The sequence below is a fragment of the uncultured Piscinibacter sp. genome (assembly GCF_937952055.1).
Classification (GTDB): Bacteria; Pseudomonadota; Gammaproteobacteria; order Burkholderiales; family Burkholderiaceae_C; genus Piscinibacter.
Genome location: NZ_CALFYO010000007.1, coordinates 19,823 through 37,797, shown reverse-complemented (window position 1 = coordinate 37,797; position 17,975 = coordinate 19,823). Strand labels below are relative to the sequence as shown.

The window sequence follows — 17,975 nt, the reverse complement described above, 5'->3', positions numbered from 1 at the left end:
AGCACCCAGGTGTCCTTGGTGCCGCCGCCCTGCGACGAATTGACCACCAGCGAGCCTTCCTTCAGCGCCACGCGCGTCAGTCCGCCGGGAACCATCTGCACCGTCTTGCCCGACAGCACGAAGGGCCGCAGGTCGATGTGGCGAGGCGCGATGCCACTCTCCACGAAGGTCGGGCAGGTCGACAGCGAGAGCGTCGGCTGTGCGATGTAGCCCTCGGGATGGGCTTCGAGCGCGCGGCGGAAATCGGCGATCTCGGCGCGCGTCGCCGCCGGACCGACCAGCATGCCGTAGCCGCCGGCGCCGTGCACCTCCTTGACCACCAGCTCGGGGAGATGGTCGAGCACGTACTTCAGGTCGTCGGCCTCGCGGCACAGGAAGGTCGGCACGTTGTTGAGGATGGGCTTCTCGCCGAGGTAGAACTCGATCATCTTCGGCACGTAGGGGTAGATCGACTTGTCGTCGGCCACGCCGGTGCCGATGGCGTTGCACAGGGTCACGTTGCCGGCGCGGTAGACGGAGAGCAGGCCCGCGCAGCCCAGCGTCGAATCGGGGCGGAAGGCCAGCGGGTCGAGGAAGTCGTCGTCGACGCGGCGGTAGATCACGTCCACGCGCTTCGGTCCCTGCGTGGTGCGCATGTAGACGAAGTTGTCCTTGACGAACAGGTCCTGGCCTTCGACCAGTTCCACGCCCATCTGCTGCGCGAGGAAGGCGTGCTCGAAGTAGGCGCTGTTGTACATGCCGGGCGTCAGCACGCAGACCGTCGGCTCGTTGACGGCCGCGGGCGCCACCGCGCGCAGCGTCTCGAGCAGCATGTCGGGGTAATGCGCCACCGGCTCGACGCGGTGCTGGCTGAACAGCTCCGGGAAGAGCCGCATCATCATCTTGCGGTTCTCCAGCATGTAGCTCACGCCGCTGGGCACGCGCAGGTTGTCCTCAAGCACGTAGTAGCTGCCCGAACCGTCGGCATTCGCCGCCCGCACGATGTCGATGCCCGCGATGTGCGAGTACACGCCGCCCGGCACGTCCACCCCCATCATCTCCGGGCGGAACTGCGCGTTCTTGAAGATCTGGTCGCCCGGCACCAGCCCGGCGCGGATGATCTCCTGGTCGTGATAGACGTCGTGGATGAAGCGGTTCAGGGCGGTCACGCGCTGCGCCAGGCCCTTCTCCATGTCCGCCCACTCGAGGGCGGGGATGACGCGCGGGATCAGGTCGAAGGGAATCAGCCGTTCGGTGCCGGCGCCGTCCTCGTCCTTGGCGCCGTACACCGCGAACGTGATGCCGACCCGGCGGAAGATCATCTCGGCCTCTTCGCGACGCGAACTCATCACGTCGCGCGGCTGCTGGGCCAGCCAGCGCTCGTAGCCCTGGTAGTGCTCGCGCACCGTGGCCCCGGAGGCATGCATCTCGTCGAAACTCGGTCTCATCGAATCCGTCTCCTCGAGAAGCAAGATAGCAAGAAGCAGGCCACTCATGTTCCGGGCGCACGCCCGGCCGGCCCATGGTGCCAGTAGCGGCGCGCCGCGTCACGTTGGCAAATACCGGTGTCGGGGTCATCGGATCGCCATTGCCAGGCGCCGCAGGCGGGGCTGTCGATGATCCTGACCTCGCGGGATCGGTAACGCTCGACCACCGCCTCGGCCGGGTGGCCGAAGCGGTTGCGGTACCCGGCCTGCACGATGGCCCAGCGGGGCTGCACCGCGTCGAGGAAGAGCGGCGTCGACGAGGTGGCACTGCCGTGATGCGGCACCAGCAGCAGGTCGGCGCGCAGCGCGTCGCCGTGGCGGCCGGCCAGGCGCAGTTCCTGCTCGCGCTCGATGTCGCCGCTGAGCAGCGTCGTCGGCGCGCCATGCGCGGCGATGCGCAGCACGCACGACAGCGCGTTCGGCCGCGCGAAGGGACCGGCGTCGCCCTCCGGAGGGTGCAGGAACTCGAAGCGCACGCCGTCCCAGTCCCAGGTCTGGCCGGCGGCGCAGGGCGTGTGAAGTGGCGCCAGGGCGACGAGCGGATGATCGGGCGCGAGCGAACTCGACAGCTCAGCCACCGGCAGCGCGGCGAACAGCGCGTGCGCACCGCCGACATGGTCGGCATCGCGGTGGCTCAGCACCAGCCGATCGACGCGCCGCTCGCCGCGCGCGCGCAGCAGCGGCAGCAGCACCCGCTGGCCGGCATCGCTGTCGCGCGAGTACTGCGGCCCGGCGTCGTAGACGAGCAGGTGGTTTCGTGTGCGCACCAGCACCGCCGTGCCCTGACCCACGTCGGCGGCGAGCAGTTCGTAGTGACCGCTCGGCGGACGCTGCGGCGGCGTGGCAAGCATCGGCAGCAGCAGCGGCAGCGCCAGCCCGCGCAGCCGCCAGGGCAAGGGCATGACGAGCAGCGCGCCGCCGAGCACTGCGGCGGCCTGTGCCCAGGCCGGTGCCACCGGCAGGAACCACACCGCCATGGGCAGCGCCGCGAGCCAGCCGAGGCCGCTCGCGAGCACCTGCAGCAGATGCGCCGCCAGCGTCCACAGCGGCGCCATCAGGGCACCGAACAGCGCCAGTGGTGTGATCAGCAGCGTGACCAGCGGAATCGCCGCCAGATTGGCGACGAAACCCACCGCCGAGAACTGCTGGAAGAAGATCAGCGTGAGCGGCGCCAGGCCGAGCGTGGCGACGAGTTGCGTGCGCACGCCGCCGCGGACGGCAGCGGCGAGGCGTTGCCATCGCGAGCCCTGCACCGCCGCGCGCCCGGACCCGTCGCCGCGCGCCGGCTCCGCGGCCATCAGCAGGCCCACCGCCGCGAACGACAGCCAGAAGCCCGGCTGCAGCAGTGCCCACGGGTCGAGCACCGTGACCGCCAGCGCTGCGAGCGCGAGCACCAGCGGCCAGGGCCAGCGCAGGCCGAGCGTGCGCAGCAGCACCACGGTGGCGAGCATCCACACCGTGCGCTGCGCCGGCACGCCCCAGCCGGCGAACGCCGCATAGCCCACGGCCGCGGCCAGGCCGCCCCACCGTGCCGCCTGCGGCACCGGGAGCATCAGCATCGCGCGCGGGGCGAGGCGCCAGAGCCGGGCGATCAGCGCGGCGGCGAGCCAGGCGAACATGGTGACGTGCAGGCCGCTGATCGCCATCAGGTGCGACAGGCCGGTGCGGCGGAACAGGTCCCAGTCCTCGCGCTCGATGGCACCCTGGTCTCCCACCGACAGCGCGGCGAGCACGCCCGCCGCACGCCGCTCCGCGATGTGCTCGAAGATCGCATCGCGCAGGCGCTGGCGCAGCCGCTGCACGGGGTAGGCGGCACCCTGCACCACCGACTGCACCGGTGCGTCGCGCACGTAGCCGGTGGCGCGCAGCCCCTGCTCGAACAGCTGCAGTTCGTGGTCGAAGCCATGCGGATTGAGATGGCCATGCGGGCGGCGCAGCCTTGCGTTGAAGGTCCAGCGTTGGCCGGCACGCAGTTCGCGCTGCGGCTGCAGCAGCGTGGCATCCTCGTGGAAGCCGCTGTACCAGCCCAGCGAGATCATGCGGGGCACGACGACCGGCTCGCCGGCCCGCGTCGCGCGCTCGACCTCGAAGCGGAAGCGCACGCCGTTCGGACCGATCTGCGGCAGGCTGGCGACGACGCCGGTCAGACGCAGGTCGCGGCCTTCGAGTTCGACAGGCAGGGCGTCGGCCAGGCGCTGCGCGGCACGCCAGCCGGTGCTGCCGAAGCCGACCAAAGCAAGGCCCGCGAGCGCCAGCGGGGCCAGCGGCAACCGGTGTCGCCACCGCCAGCCGAGCGCGACGAGCAGCAACCCGAAGGCGATGAGTGCCAGGTAGAGGGGCTCGGCGAGCAGGCTGCGCTCGTGCAGCTGCAAGACCGCACCCGCCGGCACGGCGGCCATGGCCGCGAACCAGCGCATCGCGCTCGTCACTCCTCCCATGGCCGCAGTGTAGGATTTGCGCCCCGTCTTCCCTGCCCCCAGGATCGCCATGTCGACCACCAACGTCTATGACCGCCTCGCCTCGATGGGCATCACGCTGCCTCCCGTGGCCGTGCCGGCTGCCGCCTACGTGCCCTTCGTGCGCAGCGGCAACCTCGTCTTCCTCTCCGGCCACATCGCCAAGCGCGACGGCCGGCCCTGGGTCGGCCAGCTCGGCCGCGACATGGACACGGCCACCGGACAACAGGCTGCGCGCGCCGTCGCCATCGACCTGCTGGGCACGCTGAACGCGGCGGTGGGCGACCTCAACAAGGTCGAGCGCATCGTCAAGGTGATGAGCCTGGTCAACAGCACCGGCGAGTTCACCGAGCAGCATCTGGTCACCAACGGCTGCTCCGAGTTGCTCGGCGCCGTGTTCGGCGACAAGGGTGCGCATGCGCGCAGCGCCTTCGGCGTGGCGCAGATCCCGATGGGCGCCTGCGTCGAAATCGAGTTGATCGCCCAACTTTCCGCAGCCGCATGAAGCTCACGCAACGACTCGCCCTGGTCGCGCTGGCGCTGGTCAGCCTCGGCGCGGTGGGGCTGGCTTTGATCAGCCAGCATGTCTACGGCATGCAGCCCTGCCCCTGGTGCATCCTGCAGCGGGTGATCTTCGTGCTCATCGCGCTGCTGCTGCTGATCGCGGCCTTCCTGCCGGGACGGGGGCTGTTCGTCGGGCTGTCCGTGCTGGCCGCGCTCGCCGGCATCGCCGCCGCGCTCTACCAGCACTTCGTCGCGGCGAAGTCGGACTCGTGCAACCTCACGCTGGCCGACAAGATCGTCAGCGGCCTGGGCCTGGACAAGGCCTGGCCCGACGTGTTCGAGGTGCGCGCGAGCTGCGCGGACGCGGCCGTCGACCTGCTGCACGTGCCCTACGAGTTCTGGAGCCTCGCGCTGTACGTGCTGCTCGCCGTGGCGGCGATCGCGGCGCTGCGCCTGCGTCGCGACTGACCGGCCCGCCGGCTCAGCCGGCGGCCAGCACCCGCTGCGCCTTCATCCCCTCGACGGCCCGGCCCTTGCGGGCGCGCTTGCCGCCATAGGCATTCAGCGCCGCCCCCTTGAGCAGCTCCTCGCGCGGCTTGCCACCGCGCAGCGCGGTGCCCAGCACCTGCAGTGCCTGCGAGAAGGCGGCCACGCTGACCAGCGCATCCTTGGCATCGAGGTCGATCAGCGTCAGCCCGCGACCGCCGTTGGGCTGCAGCTTGAGCTCGTCGATGCCGAAGGTCAGCAGCCGCCCCGTCAACGACAGGCAGGCCACCTGCGTCGCGCCGTCGGCGATCGCAGGCGGCAGCGGCTTCTCGTCGGCCTCCAGGCTCATGAAGCTCTTGCCGCCCTTCTGCCGCGCCACCAGGTCCGACAGCTTCGCCAGCAGGCCGAAGCCGCCGGTGCCGGCAAGCAGCAGCGTCAGCGTCGACGCGCCGGCGATGTAGTGCGCCGGCTGCGTGCCCGACTCCAGATCGATCAGCGTGGTGATGGGCTGGCCGTCGCCGCGTCCGCCCGGCAACCCGGCCACTGCGGTCGAGTAGACGCGGCCATTGCTGCCGATGACGACGAGGTGGTCCACGGACCGGCAGGGGAAGGCGCCGTAGAGGCCGTCGCCGGCCTTGAACGCGAGCGTGGCCGGATCGACCTCGTGGCCCTTGAGCGCACGCACCCAGCCCTTCAGGCTGACCACCGCCGTCACCGGCTCGTCGATCACCTTCACCTCGGCGACCGCCTTGCGCTCCTCCTGGATCAGCGTGCGGCGCTCGTCGCCGAACTGCTTGGCGTCGGCCTCGATCTCCCTGACCACCGTGCGCTTCAGGCTCGCCGGGCTGCTGAGGATGTCCTCGAGCTTGCCCTGCTCGGCGCGCAGTTCCTTGAGCTCCTGCTCGATCTTGATCGCCTCGAGCCTGGCCAGCTGGCGCAGCCGGATCTCGAGGATGTCCTCGGCCTGCCGGTCGCTGAGGCGGAAGCGCTCGATCAGCGCCAGCTTGGGCTCGTCGGCGTTGCGGATGATGCGGATCACCTCGTCGATGTTCAGCAGCACGAGCTGCCGGCCCTCGAGGATGTGGATGCGGTCCAGCACCTTCGTCAGGCGGTGCTGCGTGCGGCGCTGCACGGTGGCCAGACGGAAGCCCAGCCACTCCGCCAGCATCTGGCGCAGGCTCTTCTGCGTCGGCCGGCCATCGGCGCCGATCATCGTCAGGTTGATCGGCGCGGAGCTCTCCAGGCTGGTATGCGCCAGCAGCACGTTGATCAGCTCCTGCTGGTCGACGGCACGCGACTTCGGCTCGAACACCAGGCGCACCGGCGCATCCTTGCTCGACTCGTCGCGCACCGCGTCAAGCACGGCGAGCACGGTGGTCTTGAGCTGCGTCTGCTCGGTGGACAGCGCCTTCTTGCCGGCCTTCACCTTGGGATTGGTCAGCTCCTCGATCTCTTCCAGCACCTTCTGCGCACTGGTGCCCGGCGGCAGCTCGTTGACGACGAGCTGCCACTGCCCGCGCGCCAGGTCCTCGATCTTCCAGCGCGCGCGCACCTTCAGGCTGCCGCGGCCGCTGGCGTAGGCCGCGCGGATGTCGGCGGCGGGGCTGATGATCTGGCCGCCGCCGGGGAAGTCCGGCGCGGGCAGCAACGCCGCGAGCTCGTCGTCGGAGAGCCTCTCGTTCTTCAGCAGCGCCACCGCGGCGGCGGCCACCTCGCGCAGGTTGTGGCTGGGCACCTCGGTGGCCAGACCGACGGCGATGCCGCTGGCGCCGTTGAGCAGCACGAAAGGCAGCCGCGCCGGCAGCAGACGCGGCTCCTGCGTCGAGCCGTCGTAGTTGGGGATGAAGTCGACCGTGCCTTCGTCGATCTCGTCGAGCAGCAGGCGCGAGATCGGCGCCAGCCGCGCCTCGGTGTAGCGCATCGCCGCGGCGCCGTCGCCGTCGCGGCTGCCGAAGTTGCCCTGGCCGTCGATCAGCGGGTAGCGCTGGCTGAAGTCCTGCGCCATGCGCACCAACGCGTCGTAGGCGGCCTGGTCGCCGTGCGGATGGAAGCGGCCAAGCACGTCGCCGACGACGCGCGCGCTCTTCACCGCCTTGGGGCCGGCAGCGGTGGTGAAGGCCAGGCCCATGCGCTCCATCGCGTAGAGGATGCGACGCTGCACCGGTTTCTGGCCGTCGCACACGTCGGGCAGCGCACGGCCCTTGACCACGCTCAGCGCGTACTCGAGATAGGCCTGCTCGGCGTAGAGCGACAGCGCGATGGCGTCGCCCTCGGCAGGCGCGGGGGGATCGAAGAGGTCGTTCATGGAGGGCGGCATTCTCGCCCAAACCCGGGATCATCCCGGGCCTGGCCTTGCCGGGCACTTCGCTACCATGCGCGCCACGCCGTACCCCAGGGAGCCCCATGCAGTCCGACATCGAGATCGCGCAGGCCGCGCGCATGAAGCCCATCCATGCCGTCAGCGAGGCGCTGGGCATTCCCGAGGAGGCGCTCGATCCGCGCGGCCGGCACATCGGCAAGGTCGCGCAGCCCTGGCTCGACACGCTGGCCGCCCGGCCCGACGGCAAGCTGGTGCTGGTCACCGCGATCTCGCCCACGCCGGCCGGCGAAGGCAAGACGACGACCACCGTGGGCCTGGGCGACGCCCTCAACCGCATCGGCAAACGCGCCATCGTCTGCCTGCGCGAGCCCTCGCTGGGGCCGGTGTTCGGCATGAAGGGCGGCGCCGCGGGCGGCGGCTTCGCGCAGGTGGTGCCGATGGAGCAGATCAACCTGCACTTCACCGGTGACTTCGCCGCCATTGCGCTCGCCCACAACCTGCTGGCGGCGATGATCGACAACCACGTCCACCATGGCAATGCGCTCGGGTTCGACCTGCGCCGCATCAGCTGGAAGCGGGTGATGGACATGAACGACCGCGCGCTGCGCGACAACGTCATCGGCCTGGGCGGCCCGGGCAACGGCATGCCGCGCGAGAGCGGCTTCGACATCGTGGTGGCCTCGGAGATCATGGCCATCCTGTGCCTGGCCACGAGTCTTTCGGACCTGAAGGAGCGGCTGGCGCGCATCGTCGTCGGCGAGACGTCCGACCGCAGGCCGATCACCTGCGCGCAGCTCAAGGCGCAGGGCGCGATGGCCGCGCTGCTGAAGGACGCGATCTCGCCCAACCTGGTGCAGACGCTGGAGAACAACCCGGCCTTCGTACACGGCGGGCCGTTCGCCAACATCGCGCACGGCTGCAACACCGCCATCGCCACACGCGCCGCGCTCAAGCTGGGCGACTACGTGGTCACCGAGGCCGGCTTCGGCGCCGATCTCGGCGCAGAGAAATTCATCGACATCAAGTGCCGCAAGACCGGGCTGCGACCTTCCGCCGCGGTGCTGGTGGCGACGGCGCGCGCACTCAAGTACCACGGCGGCATGGCCGTGGCCGACGTGTCGAAGGAGGACGTCGCGGCGCTGGAGCGCGGCCTGCCCAACCTGGAGCGCCACCTGCGCAACGTGCAGGAGGTCTACGGACTGCCCTGCGTGGTGGCGATCAACCACCGCTCGCACGACACGCCCGCCGAGATCGAGCTGCTCATGAGCCGCGTCGAGGCACTCGGTGGCAAGGCGGTGGTCGCGCGACACTGGGCCGAAGGTGGCGCCGGCGCCGAGGCGCTCGCCCGCGAGGTGGTGGCGGCCTGCGAGAAGCCGAACCGCTTCCAGTTCGTCTACGACGAGGTGCTTCCGCTGTGGCAGAAGGTGGAGGCCATCGCCACCAAGGTCTACGGTGCGGCGAGCGTCACGGCCTCGGCCGCGGTGCGCGAGCGCATCGAGCGGCTGCAGGCCGACGGCTACGGCCACTTCCCGGTGTGCATCGCCAAGACGCAGATGAGCTTCTCGACCAACGCCGCCTCGCGCGGCGCGCCCAGCGGCCACGTGCTCGACATCCGCGAGGTGCGGCTGGCGGCCGGCGCCGAATTCGTCGTGATGGTCTGCGGCGACATCATGACCATGCCCGGGCTGCCCAAGGTGCCCGCGGCCGAGCTGATCGACATCGACGGCCAGGGCAGGATCAGCGGCCTGTCGTGACCGCCGCGCAGGCTACTTCGGGAACTGCTCGCGCAGCTTGAGCTTCCAGAACTTGCCGGTCGACGTGCGCGGCACCGCGGCGATCGTCTCGTAGCGCTCGGGCAGCTGCCACTTGGCGAAGCCGTGCTGAAGCAGGTGCGCCGACAGCGAGGCCGCATCCGCCGCCTGCCCCGGCTTGAACGCCACGCAGGCCAGCGGCCGCTCGCTCCATTTCTCGTCGGGGATCGCGATCACCGCGGCCTCGGCAACGGCCGGGTGCGCCATCAGCGCGTTCTCCAGGTCCACCGAGCTGATCCATTCGCCGCCGGACTTGATCAGGTCCTTGGTGCGGTCGGTGATGCGCACGAAGGCCAGTTCGTCCATCGTGGCCACGTCGCCGGTGCGCAGCCACCCGTCGCGGGTGAACTTGTCTTCGCTCACCGGCACCTCGTGGTACGAGCCGGTGATGAAGGGCCCGCGCACCTGGATCTCGCCCATGGTCCTGCCGTCGTGCGGCGCATCCGTGCCCTCGTCGGTGCGGATGCGCACGTCGACCAGCGGCACCGGCACACCGGCCATCGCGGCGCGGCGGTAGCGCTCTTCCGCGTCGACCGCGCCCAGCTCGGCGCGCGGGTAGGACACGGTGGCCAGAGGCGAAGTCTCGGTCATGCCCCAGCCCTGCAGCAGCCACACGCCGTGCTTGTCGAAGGCACGGATCAGAGACTCCGGCACCGCCGCCCCACCCACCAGCGAACGCATGCCCTGGGGCAGCTTCCAGCGCCCGGGCTGCTCGACGAGCGCGCGCTCGTAGGCCTGGATCAGGCCGAGCCAGATCGTCGGCACGCCCAGCGACAGCGTCGGCGGCTCGATCTGCATCAGGTCGAGCAGGTCGTCGGGGTGCAGGTGCGGGCCCGGGAAGACCAGCTTCACCCCCATCATCACCGCGGCATAGGGGATGCCCCAGCTGTTGGCATGGAACATCGGCGTCACCGGCATCAGCACGTCGGTGCCCTTCAGGCCCCAGAAGTCGGCCAGGCAGCCCACCAGGGTGTGCAGGATGGTCGAGCGGTGCGAATAGACCACGCCCTTGGGCCGTCCGGTCGTGCCGGACGTGTAGCACATGGCCACCGCGTCGTCCTCGTCGTGCGGCGGATAGACGAAGCCGTCGGCATCGGCCGATGCGAGCAGATGCTCGTAGTCGTCGAAGCCGGCCGACACCGGCGCCCCGGAGAACGGGAACACGATGACGCGCTCGAAGCGGTGCAGGTCGGCGAACTGCCGGTACAGCGGCAGCAGGATGTCGTCGACGATGAGGAAGCGATCCTGGGCGTCCGCCGCAATCCAGCCGATCTCCGCCGGCGCGAGGCGCAGGTTGAGCGTGTGCATCACGCCGCCGGCGGCGGGGATGCCGAAGTAGGCCTCCAGGTGGGCGTGGTGGTTCCAGCACAGCGTGGCCACACGCTCGCCGCGCCGCAGGCCGAGTGCCGTGAGGGCCGCGGCCAGCGCCCGCGTGCGGCGGTGGTACTCGGCGTAGCTGTGCCGACGCAGCGACTTGTCGGGCAGCCGCGACACGATCGTGCCGCCGCCGAAGATGCGACCGGAGCGCTCGAGCAAGTGGTTCAGCGAGAGCGGTACATCCATCATCGTCGAGCGCATCAGCGGTCTCCTTGTCGTCGTTGTCCTGGTCCTGCTCAGCGCGCCGGCTGCAGCTGCATGCCGATGGCCCGGCGCGACTGGCGATCCTGCAGCAGCGCCCAGTACAGCTCCAGCACCAGCTGCACATGCGCCCGAGTCTCGCCGATCGGCGGCATCTTGCCGCCGTGACGTCGTACCGTGCGCTCGCCGGCATTCCAGGCCGCCAGGGCCACGTCGATGCCTGCGTGGCGGCGCAACAGGTCGGCGAGAATGCGCGCGCCGGTGTGCACGTTCACGCGCGGGTTGAGCAGGCGCGTGGCAGCCGGCGTCCGACGTTCGGCCGGGGTCGCATAACGATCCGCCGTGACCGGCATGATCTGCATCAGCCCGAGCGCGCCGCGCGGCGACACCGCCTTGCTGTCGAAGCCCGATTCCACGGCGATGACCGCCTTGAGCAGTTCCTCGTCGACGCCATGCGCGGCGGCGGCCTCGCGCAGCAGTGGTGCGAGCGCCTTCACCTCGGGCGCGATCTCCAGCCACAGCAGCAGGCCGTCGGTGCGGTCGGTCTTGCCCGGGACCTGCTCGGCGCCGCTGCCGCCCGGCGCATCACCGAGCACACGCCGGTAGCGTGAATCGACCTGCACCGGGGCCACGTGGGCGATGCCCCTGCCGTCGACGAAGGCCCAGAGTTCGGCACGCGCCGCTCCCACCGCGCCGGCGGCCCACACGAGGCCCGCCAGCAGCGTCTTCACGCGACCCCCTGCTCCCGGGACCGCAGCAAGGCCGCATGCTCGTGCTCGAGCAGCGACATCACGATCAGCGAGTCGTAGCCGTCCGGCGTGCGCACGCTCTCGCGCAGGCGACCTTCCTCGACGAAGCCTTCGCTGCGGTAGAGCGCCTGCGCGCGCACATTCCTCGCCTTCACGTCCAGCCAGAAACGGTGCGCGCCGAGATCGCGAAAGGCCATCAGCGCGAGCAGCCGCACGCAGGCGCGGCCCAGGCCCTGCCCCTTCGTCTGCAGCACGATGCGCTTGAGCTCCACCGAGCGGTGCGGATTGCGGCAGCCCTGCAGGATGACGAAGCCGGACGAGGCGTAGTCCGGCCCCGCCTCGACGATGAAGTGTCGAAAGTCGGGGAATCGGACGGCGCCTTCGTGCTGGGTGCGTTCCCAGGGCGTGATGAAGGGCAGGTTCGCGGCGTCCCGCTCGACCGAGATGACGAAGTCGAGGTCGGAGAGCATCGTCGGCCGCAGACGCAGATTCACGCTGGCCCTTTCAGACGTCGACGTCGACGTCGTCGCCGCGCAATTCCATCAGCTCGCGGCGCGCCTGCGCCTCGCCCTTGCCCATCAGCCGGGTCAGCGCCTCCACCGTGGCGGCAAAGCCCTGCGCGCCGAAGCTCACCTGCAGCAGGCGGCGCGTGTCCGGATTGAGCGTGGTGTCCCACAGCTGCTCGGCATTCATCTCGCCCAGGCCCTTGAAGCGGCTGATGGTCCAGCTGTTCTCGCGCGCGCCTTCCTTGCGCAGCTTGTCCAGCGCAGCGGTCAGTTCGCCCTCGTCGAGCGCGTAGATCTTGGCGGCCGGCTTCTTGCCGCGCGCCGGCGCATCGACGCGGAACAGCGGCGGTTTGGCGACATGGATGTGACCGCGCTCGATCAGCTTGGGGAAGTGACGGAAGAACAGCGTGAGCAGCAGCACCTGGATGTGCGAGCCGTCGACGTCCGCGTCGCTGAGGATGCAGATCTTGCCGTAGCGAAGGCCGCCGAGGTCCGGCTCGTCGGCGTGGCCGTGCGGATCGACCCCGATGGCCACCGCGATGTCGTGGATCTCGTTGTTGGCGAACAGGCGGTCGCGCTCAACTTCCCAGGCGTTCAGCACCTTGCCGCGCAGCGGCAGGATGGCCTGCGTCTCCTTGTCGCGGCCCATCTTGGCGCTGCCGCCGGCGGAATCGCCCTCGACGAGGAACAGCTCGTTGAACATCAGGTCGCGGCTCTCGCAGTCGGTCAGCTTGCCCGGCAGCACTGCGACGCCGGAGCCCTTGCGCTTCTCGACCTTCTGGCTGGCGCGCTGGCGCGTCTGCGCCTGCTTGATCACCAGTTCGGCGAGCTTGCGGCCCAGGTCGACATGCTGGTTGAGCCACAGCTCGAGCGCCGGCTTCACGTAGGTCGACACCAGGCGCAACGCGTCGCGCGAGTTCAGCCGCTCCTTGATCTGGCCCTGGAACTGCGGGTCGAGCACCTTGGCGGAAAGCACGAAGCTGGCGCGCGAGAACACGTCCTCCGGCATCAGCTTGACGCCCTTGGGCAGCAGCGAGTGCAGGTCGATGAAGCCCTTGACCGCGCCGAACAGCCCGTCCTTCAGGCCCGACTCGTGGGTGCCGCCGGCCGGCGTCGGGATCAGGTTGACGTAGCTTTCGCGCATGACGTTGCCGTCGTCGGTGAAGGCCACGCACCAGGCCGCGCCCTCGCCTTCGGCGAAGTTCTCCGTCTCGCCGCCGTCGGCGTAATGCTCGCCCTCGAACAGCGGGATGATCGGGTCGGCAGGCAGCGTCTGCATCAGGTAGTCGCGCAGGCCACCCTTGTAGAGCCAGCTCTGCTTCTCGCCCGACTTCTCGATCGTCAAGGTGACCGTCACCCCGGGCATCAGCACGGCCTTGCTGCGCAGCAGGTGCGTCAGCTCGGCCTTGGGGAACTCGGCGCTCTCGAAGTACTTCGCATCGGGCCAGACGCGCACCGTGGTGCCGCTGCGGCGATCGCCCGAGGCGGCCTTGCGCAGCGTCAGCGGCTCGACCACGTCGCCGCCGCTGAAGACGAGGGTCGCCACCTGGCCCTCGCGCCACACGCTCACCTCCAGCCGCTTGGCCAGCGCGTTGGTCACGCTCACGCCGACGCCGTGCAGGCCGCCGGAGAAGCTGTAGGCGCCACCCGCGCCCTTGTCGAACTTGCCGCCGGCGTGCAGCCGCGTGAAGACGATCTCCACCACCGGCACCTGCTCGTCCGGGTGCAGGCCGAAGGGGATGCCGCGGCCGTCGTCCTCCACGCTCACCGAACCGTCGGCGTGCAGGGCAACGTCGATGCGTCTGCCGTGTCCGGCCAGGGCCTCGTCGGCCGCGTTGTCGATCACCTCCTGGATGATGTGCAGCGGGTTGTCCGTGCGCGTGTACATGCCGGGCCGCTGCTTGACGGGCTCCAGGCCCTTGAGGACGCGGATCGACGCTTCGCCGTACTCGCCGGGTGTCTTGCTCTTGGTTGCCATGGCGGCGGATTCTAGGTGGCGGGGCCGGGCCGCCTTCCAGCGCGTTCGCTGCGATCCGGCGACAATTCGCGCATGACGTCCGCCACGCCCGCCCGCCTCTCCATGACCCAGGTGCTGCTGTGCGGCGCCGCCATCGTCACGTTGTCCATGGGCATCCGCCACGGCTTCGGCCTGTGGCTGCAGCCGATCACCATGGAGCGCGGCTGGACGCGCGAGACTTTCGCATTCGCGCTGGCGGTGCAGAATCTCGCCTGGGGCCTGGCCGGCCCCTTCGCCGGCGCGCTGGCCGACCGCTTCGGCGCGTTCCGCGTGCTGGTCGTCGGCAGCCTGCTCTACGCGCTCGGCCTGGTGCTGATGGCGGTGTCGACCTCGGGACTGGCCTTCACCGGCAGCGCCGGTCTGCTGCTGGGCATGGCGCAGTCGGGCACCACCTACGCAGTGGTCTACGGCGTCATCGGCCGCAACGTCGCGCCGGACAGGCGCAGCTGGGCGATGGGCGTGGCGGCCGCCGCCGGCTCGTTCGGTCAGTTCCTCATGGTGCCGGTGGAGAACTGGCTGATCGGCGGCTTCGGCTGGCAGTCGGCGCTGTTCATCCTCGGCTGCCTGGCCCTGGCGATCGTGCCGCTGGCCTGGGGCCTGAGGGAGCCGGAGCAGCGCACCGCCCACGGCGCGTTCCAGCAAAGCGTCGGCGCCGCGCTGCGCGAGGCCTTCGCCTACCCCAGCTTCCGCTGGCTGATGGCCGGCTACTTCGTCTGTGGCTTCCAGGTGGTGTTCATCGGCGTGCACATGCCGAGCTATCTGAAAGACCACGGCCTGACGCCCAACGTGGCAACCACCGCCCTGGCGCTGATCGGCCTGTTCAACGTCATCGGCACCTACGGCGCGGGCGTGCTCGGCCAGCGCCTGCCGAAGAAGTACATCCTGTCCTCGATCTACCTGCTGCGCTCGATTGCCATCGTCGTCTTCCTCGGCGTGCCGCTGACGCCCTGGAGCGTCTACGTGTTCTCGGCGGTGATGGGCGTGCTCTGGCTGTCCACCGTGCCGCCGACCAATGCAGTGATCGCGCAGATCTTCGGCGTGCAGTACCTGTCCATGCTCGGCGGCTTCGTCTTCCTCAGCCACCAGATCGGCAGCTTCCTCGGTGTCTGGCTGGGCGGCAGGCTGTACGACGCCACCGGCAACTACGACGCCGTCTGGTGGATCGCGGTGGCGCTGGGCGTGTTCGCCGCGCTGGCCAATCTGCCGGTGCGCGAGCGCGCCATCGAGCGGCCGCTGACGCCGGGCGTGGTGGTGGCATGAAGCTGCGCCGCCCGCTGGCCTGGACGGCGGTCGGCCTGGTGCTGCTGCTCGTCTTCGCCACCTACCTGAGGCCCGATCTGATGATGACGCTGGCCAACCAGCTCTGGGCTTGCTTCTGATGCAGGCTCACCCCTCGCTCGCGCCCTCGCCCTGGATACAGCGCTGGTCGGCGTTGGTGCCGCCGGGCGCAACCGTGCTCGACGTCGCCTGCGGGTCGGGCCGGCACCTGCGCTGGTTCGCGCAACGTGGCTGCCGCGTCACCGGCGTGGACCGCGACGCCGTCGCGCTGGCACCGCTGGGCGAGCTCGGCGAGCTGCTCGTCGCCGACATCGAGGGCAGCCCCTGGCCCTGGCCCGGCAGGCGCTTCGACGCGGTGGTGGTGACGAACTACCTCTCGAGGCCGCTGCTGCCGACGATCGTCGACAGCGTCGGGCCTGGCGGCGTGCTGCTCTACGAAACTTTCGCGATCGGCAACCAGACCGTCGGCAAACCCTCCAACCCGGCCTTTCTGCTCGAGCCGGGCGAACTGCTGCGCTGCGCGCCGGGCCTGCGCGTGATCGCCTACGAGGACGGCTTCCTGACCGGCCCCGAGCGCTACGTGCAGCGACTCGCCGCCGTGCGCGAGGCGCCGTCATCCGCCGTTGCGCCGCGCTACCCGCTGTAGCGCCGGGGCGAGGCGCCCGTCCCGGCTAAAATCCTGCGATTCAGAGGACGCCCCATGGAACCCATTGTTGGCAGCATCGTCGCGCTCGTCACCCCGATGCACGATGACGGCAGCGTCGACTACGACGGCTTGCGCCGGCTGATCGACTGGCACATCGAGCAAGGCACCGACTGCATCGGCGTGGTCGGCACCACCGGTGAATCGCCCACGGTCACCGTCGAGGAGCATTGCGAGATCATCCGTGTGTCGGTGCAGCACGCCAAGGGCCGCGTGCCGATCATGGCGGGCACCGGCGGCAATTCCACGCGCGAGGCGATCGAGCTGTCGCGCTTCGCCAAGCAGGTCGGCGCCGACTGCACGCTGTCGGTCGTGCCGTACTACAACAAGCCCTCGCAGGAAGGCATCTACCAGCACTACAAGGCGATCGCCGAGGCGGTCGACATCCCGATGGTGCTGTACAACGTGCCCGGCCGCACCGTGGCAGACATGCAGCCGGAGACGGCGCTGCGCTGCGCCGCACTGCCCGGCGTGATCGGCGTAAAGGAAGCCACAGGCAACATCGAGCGCGCGCAGTGGCTGATCAAGCAGGCGCCGAAGAGCTTCGCCATCTACTCCGGCGACGACGGCACCGCGATCGCCCTGATGCTGCTCGGCGGGCAGGGCAACGTCAGCGTGACGGCCAATGTCGCCCCGAAGCTGATGCACGAGCTGTGCGTCGCTGCAGTCGAGGGCCGCGTGCGCGAGGCCACCACGATTCAGATGCGCCTGCTGGCGCTGCACAAAGCCTTGTTTTGCGAATCCAGCCCGGCGCCGACCAAGTGGGCGATGAAGCGCCTGGGCCTGATCGGCGACGGCTTGCGCTTGCCGATCACGCCGCTGACGCCGGCCGGCGAGAAGCAGGTCGAGCAGGCGCTGCGCGACGCCGCGCTGCTGTGAGCGGCCGGCCGCCGCGCCCATCCCTGACCACCGGTGCCACACGGGCATTCCTGCCCGCGGCCCTCTCGGAGATCTCTCTCGTGACCCGTCTTTCTGCCCATCTGCCGCTGCGCGGCGCCGTGCTCGCCCTGGGCCTCGCGCTCGTCGGCTGCTCGACGATCGAAAATTTCGTCGCCGGCGACAAGATCGACTACCGCACCGCCGGCAACCGCACTCCCGGCCTCGAGGTACCTCCGGATCTCACCCAGCTCGCACGCGACTCTCGCTACCTTCCCGCCGGCGGCGCGGTCAGCGCGGCCGCGATCCAGTCCGCAGCCTCGGCGCCCGCCACCGTGCAGAGCGCGACCACCGTGGCACCCAGCCAGATCGGCGACGTGCGCATCGAGCGCCAGGGCAGCCAGCGCTGGCTGGTCACCTCGCTGACGCCCGAGCAGCTCTGGCCGCGCCTGCAGGCGTTCTGGAAGGACAACGGCTTCACGCTGGCGATCGACCAGGCTGCGACCGGCATCATGGAGACCGAGTGGAACGAGAACCGCGCCAAGCTGCCGCAGGACGTCGTGCGCAGCACCATCGGCCGCGTGTTCGATTCGCTCTACTCGACCGGCGAGCGCGACAAGTTCCGCACCCGCGTCGAGCGCACGCCGGCCGGCAGCGAGGTCTACATCAGCCACCGCGGCGCGGAAGAGGTCTACACCAGTGCACAGAAGGAATCGACCGTGTGGCAGCCGCGGCCGGCCGATCCGCAGCTCGAGGCAACCTTCCTCGCGCGGCTGATGGCGCGGCTGGGGGTGTCGGAGGAGACCGCCAAGACGGCGGTGGCCAGCGCTCCCGTGCCGCCGGCACGCGCCCGCATCGTGCCCAACCAGCCCGGCGCGACGCTGCAGGTCGACGACAGCTTCGAGCGTGCCTGGCGCCGGGTCGGCCTCGCCCTCGATCGGCGCGGTTTCACCGTCGAGGACCGGGACCGCGCCCAGGGCCTGTACTTCGTGCGCTACATCGACCCGAAGGACGTCGGCAAGACCGAACCGGGCTTCTTCGCCAAGCTGTTCGGCAGGGACGAGGCCGCCAGCAGCCTCGCGCGCTACCGCATCCTGGTCAAGGCCGACGGCGAGCGTGCCAACGTGTCGGTGCAGAACGCCCAGGGCGCCCCCGAGCCGGGCGAGACGGGCCAGCGCATCGTCGCGCTGCTGCTCGACGAACTGAAGTAGCGCACGCCGCGCCG

15 protein-coding genes are annotated in these 17,975 nt (G+C 70.2%); 8 read left to right on the top strand and 7 right to left on the bottom strand.

The window, feature by feature from the left end:
- Positions 1 to 1,427: circularly permuted type 2 ATP-grasp protein (locus tag Q0599_RS01755; protein WP_298824792.1), on the bottom strand; the 1,427-nt coding region annotated here is incomplete at its 3' end.
- A gap of 44 nt (positions 1,428 to 1,471) precedes the next feature.
- Positions 1,472 to 3,904 carry a DNA internalization-related competence protein ComEC/Rec2 gene (locus tag Q0599_RS01750; RefSeq protein WP_298824790.1) on the bottom strand — a complete coding sequence of 811 codons (2,433 nt, stop codon included), beginning with the start codon at positions 3,902 to 3,904 and terminating at the stop codon, positions 1,472 to 1,474.
- A 49-nt stretch (positions 3,905 to 3,953) separates the two neighbouring features.
- Between Q0599_RS01750 and Q0599_RS01745 the strand changes: the two genes are divergently transcribed.
- Together Q0599_RS01745 and Q0599_RS01740 are read left to right on the top strand one after the other, a co-directional pair.
- Entirely contained in the window at positions 3,954 to 4,427 is a 474-nt protein-coding gene (locus Q0599_RS01745) for a RidA family protein (RefSeq protein WP_298824786.1), read from the top strand.
- Complete coding sequence (locus Q0599_RS01740; protein WP_298824783.1) at positions 4,424 to 4,894, top strand: disulfide bond formation protein B; 471 nt, start codon at positions 4,424 to 4,426, stop codon at positions 4,892 to 4,894. The genes Q0599_RS01745 and Q0599_RS01740 overlap by 4 nt, the downstream gene beginning before the upstream one ends.
- 13 nt (positions 4,895 to 4,907) lie before the next feature.
- On the opposite strand, the gene parC is transcribed toward Q0599_RS01740, so the two are convergent.
- On the bottom strand, positions 4,908 to 7,217 hold the full coding sequence (parC, locus tag Q0599_RS01735; RefSeq protein WP_298824781.1) for a DNA topoisomerase IV subunit A: 2,310 nt from the start codon (positions 7,215 to 7,217) through the stop codon (positions 4,908 to 4,910).
- A gap of 98 nt (positions 7,218 to 7,315) precedes the next feature.
- Here parC and Q0599_RS01730 point away from each other — a divergent pair, with 98 nt between their 5' ends.
- Positions 7,316 to 8,986 (top strand): formate--tetrahydrofolate ligase, encoded by a 1,671-nt coding sequence (locus Q0599_RS01730; protein ID WP_298824779.1) that lies wholly within the window; start codon positions 7,316 to 7,318, stop codon positions 8,984 to 8,986.
- A gap of 12 nt (positions 8,987 to 8,998) precedes the next feature.
- On the opposite strand, the gene Q0599_RS01725 is transcribed toward Q0599_RS01730, so the two are convergent.
- From Q0599_RS01725 to Q0599_RS01710, 4 genes are read right to left on the bottom strand one after another with little or no spacing between them, the layout of a single operon-like run.
- Positions 8,999 to 10,621 carry a long-chain-fatty-acid--CoA ligase gene (locus Q0599_RS01725; protein ID WP_298824777.1) on the bottom strand — a complete coding sequence of 541 codons (1,623 nt, stop codon included), beginning with the start codon at positions 10,619 to 10,621 and terminating at the stop codon, positions 8,999 to 9,001.
- A gap of 35 nt (positions 10,622 to 10,656) precedes the next feature.
- On the bottom strand, positions 10,657 to 11,352 hold the full coding sequence (locus tag Q0599_RS01720; protein ID WP_298824775.1) for a lytic transglycosylase domain-containing protein: 696 nt from the start codon (positions 11,350 to 11,352) through the stop codon (positions 10,657 to 10,659).
- Positions 11,349 to 11,864, bottom strand: coding sequence for a GNAT family protein (locus Q0599_RS01715; protein ID WP_298824772.1), 516 nt, complete (start codon positions 11,862 to 11,864; stop codon positions 11,349 to 11,351). Before Q0599_RS01715 ends, Q0599_RS01720 begins: the two co-directional genes overlap by 4 nt.
- Positions 11,865 to 11,874: 10 nt before the next feature.
- Positions 11,875 to 13,854 carry a DNA topoisomerase IV subunit B gene (locus Q0599_RS01710; protein WP_298824770.1) on the bottom strand — a complete coding sequence of 660 codons (1,980 nt, stop codon included), beginning with the start codon at positions 13,852 to 13,854 and terminating at the stop codon, positions 11,875 to 11,877.
- Positions 13,855 to 13,926: 72 nt separating this feature from the next.
- On the opposite strand from Q0599_RS01710, the gene Q0599_RS01705 reads away from it, so the two are divergent.
- From Q0599_RS01705 to bamC, 5 genes are all read left to right on the top strand, one after another.
- Positions 13,927 to 15,153, top strand: a complete 1,227-nt coding sequence (locus Q0599_RS01705) for an MFS transporter (RefSeq protein WP_298824767.1) — start codon at positions 13,927 to 13,929, stop codon at positions 15,151 to 15,153.
- Positions 15,150 to 15,272, top strand: coding sequence for a hypothetical protein (locus Q0599_RS01700; RefSeq protein ID WP_298824764.1), 123 nt, complete (start codon positions 15,150 to 15,152; stop codon positions 15,270 to 15,272). Before Q0599_RS01705 ends, Q0599_RS01700 begins: the two co-directional genes overlap by 4 nt.
- Entirely contained in the window at positions 15,272 to 15,817 is a 546-nt protein-coding gene (locus Q0599_RS01695) for a bifunctional 2-polyprenyl-6-hydroxyphenol methylase/3-demethylubiquinol 3-O-methyltransferase UbiG (RefSeq protein ID WP_298824761.1), read from the top strand. Before Q0599_RS01700 ends, Q0599_RS01695 begins: the two co-directional genes overlap by 1 nt.
- A 54-nt stretch (positions 15,818 to 15,871) precedes the next feature.
- A complete protein-coding gene (gene dapA / locus Q0599_RS01690) occupies positions 15,872 to 16,753 on the top strand; it encodes a 4-hydroxy-tetrahydrodipicolinate synthase (RefSeq protein ID WP_298824759.1) in 882 nt (293 codons plus the stop codon).
- An 80-nt stretch (positions 16,754 to 16,833) separates the two neighbouring features.
- The gene (gene bamC / locus Q0599_RS01685) at positions 16,834 to 17,961 is read left to right on the top strand and encodes an outer membrane protein assembly factor BamC (protein ID WP_298824756.1); all 1,128 of its coding nucleotides are present in this window, start codon (positions 16,834 to 16,836) and stop codon (positions 17,959 to 17,961) included.
- Positions 17,962 to 17,975 lie beyond the last annotated feature (14 nt).

Bases quoted from the DNA above. Each gene is read 5' to 3' on its own strand.
- Q0599_RS01750 (WP_298824790.1), bottom strand. From the start codon at position 3,904: ATGGGAGGAGTGACGAGCGCGATGCGCTGGTTCGCGGCCATGGCCGCC.
- Q0599_RS01745 (WP_298824786.1), top strand. From the start codon at position 3,954: ATGTCGACCACCAACGTCTATGACCGCCTCGCCTCGATGGGCATCACG.
- Q0599_RS01740 (WP_298824783.1), top strand. From the start codon at position 4,424: ATGAAGCTCACGCAACGACTCGCCCTGGTCGCGCTGGCGCTGGTCAGC.
- parC (WP_298824781.1), bottom strand. From the start codon at position 7,217: ATGAACGACCTCTTCGATCCCCCCGCGCCTGCCGAGGGCGACGCCATC.
- Q0599_RS01730 (WP_298824779.1), top strand. From the start codon at position 7,316: ATGCAGTCCGACATCGAGATCGCGCAGGCCGCGCGCATGAAGCCCATC.
- Q0599_RS01725 (WP_298824777.1), bottom strand. From the start codon at position 10,621: ATGCGCTCGACGATGATGGATGTACCGCTCTCGCTGAACCACTTGCTC.
- Q0599_RS01710 (WP_298824770.1), bottom strand. From the start codon at position 13,854: ATGGCAACCAAGAGCAAGACACCCGGCGAGTACGGCGAAGCGTCGATC.
- Q0599_RS01705 (WP_298824767.1), top strand. From the start codon at position 13,927: ATGACGTCCGCCACGCCCGCCCGCCTCTCCATGACCCAGGTGCTGCTG.
- Q0599_RS01700 (WP_298824764.1), top strand. From the start codon at position 15,150: ATGAAGCTGCGCCGCCCGCTGGCCTGGACGGCGGTCGGCCTGGTGCTG.
- Q0599_RS01695 (WP_298824761.1), top strand. From the start codon at position 15,272: ATGCAGGCTCACCCCTCGCTCGCGCCCTCGCCCTGGATACAGCGCTGG.
- dapA (WP_298824759.1), top strand. From the start codon at position 15,872: ATGGAACCCATTGTTGGCAGCATCGTCGCGCTCGTCACCCCGATGCAC.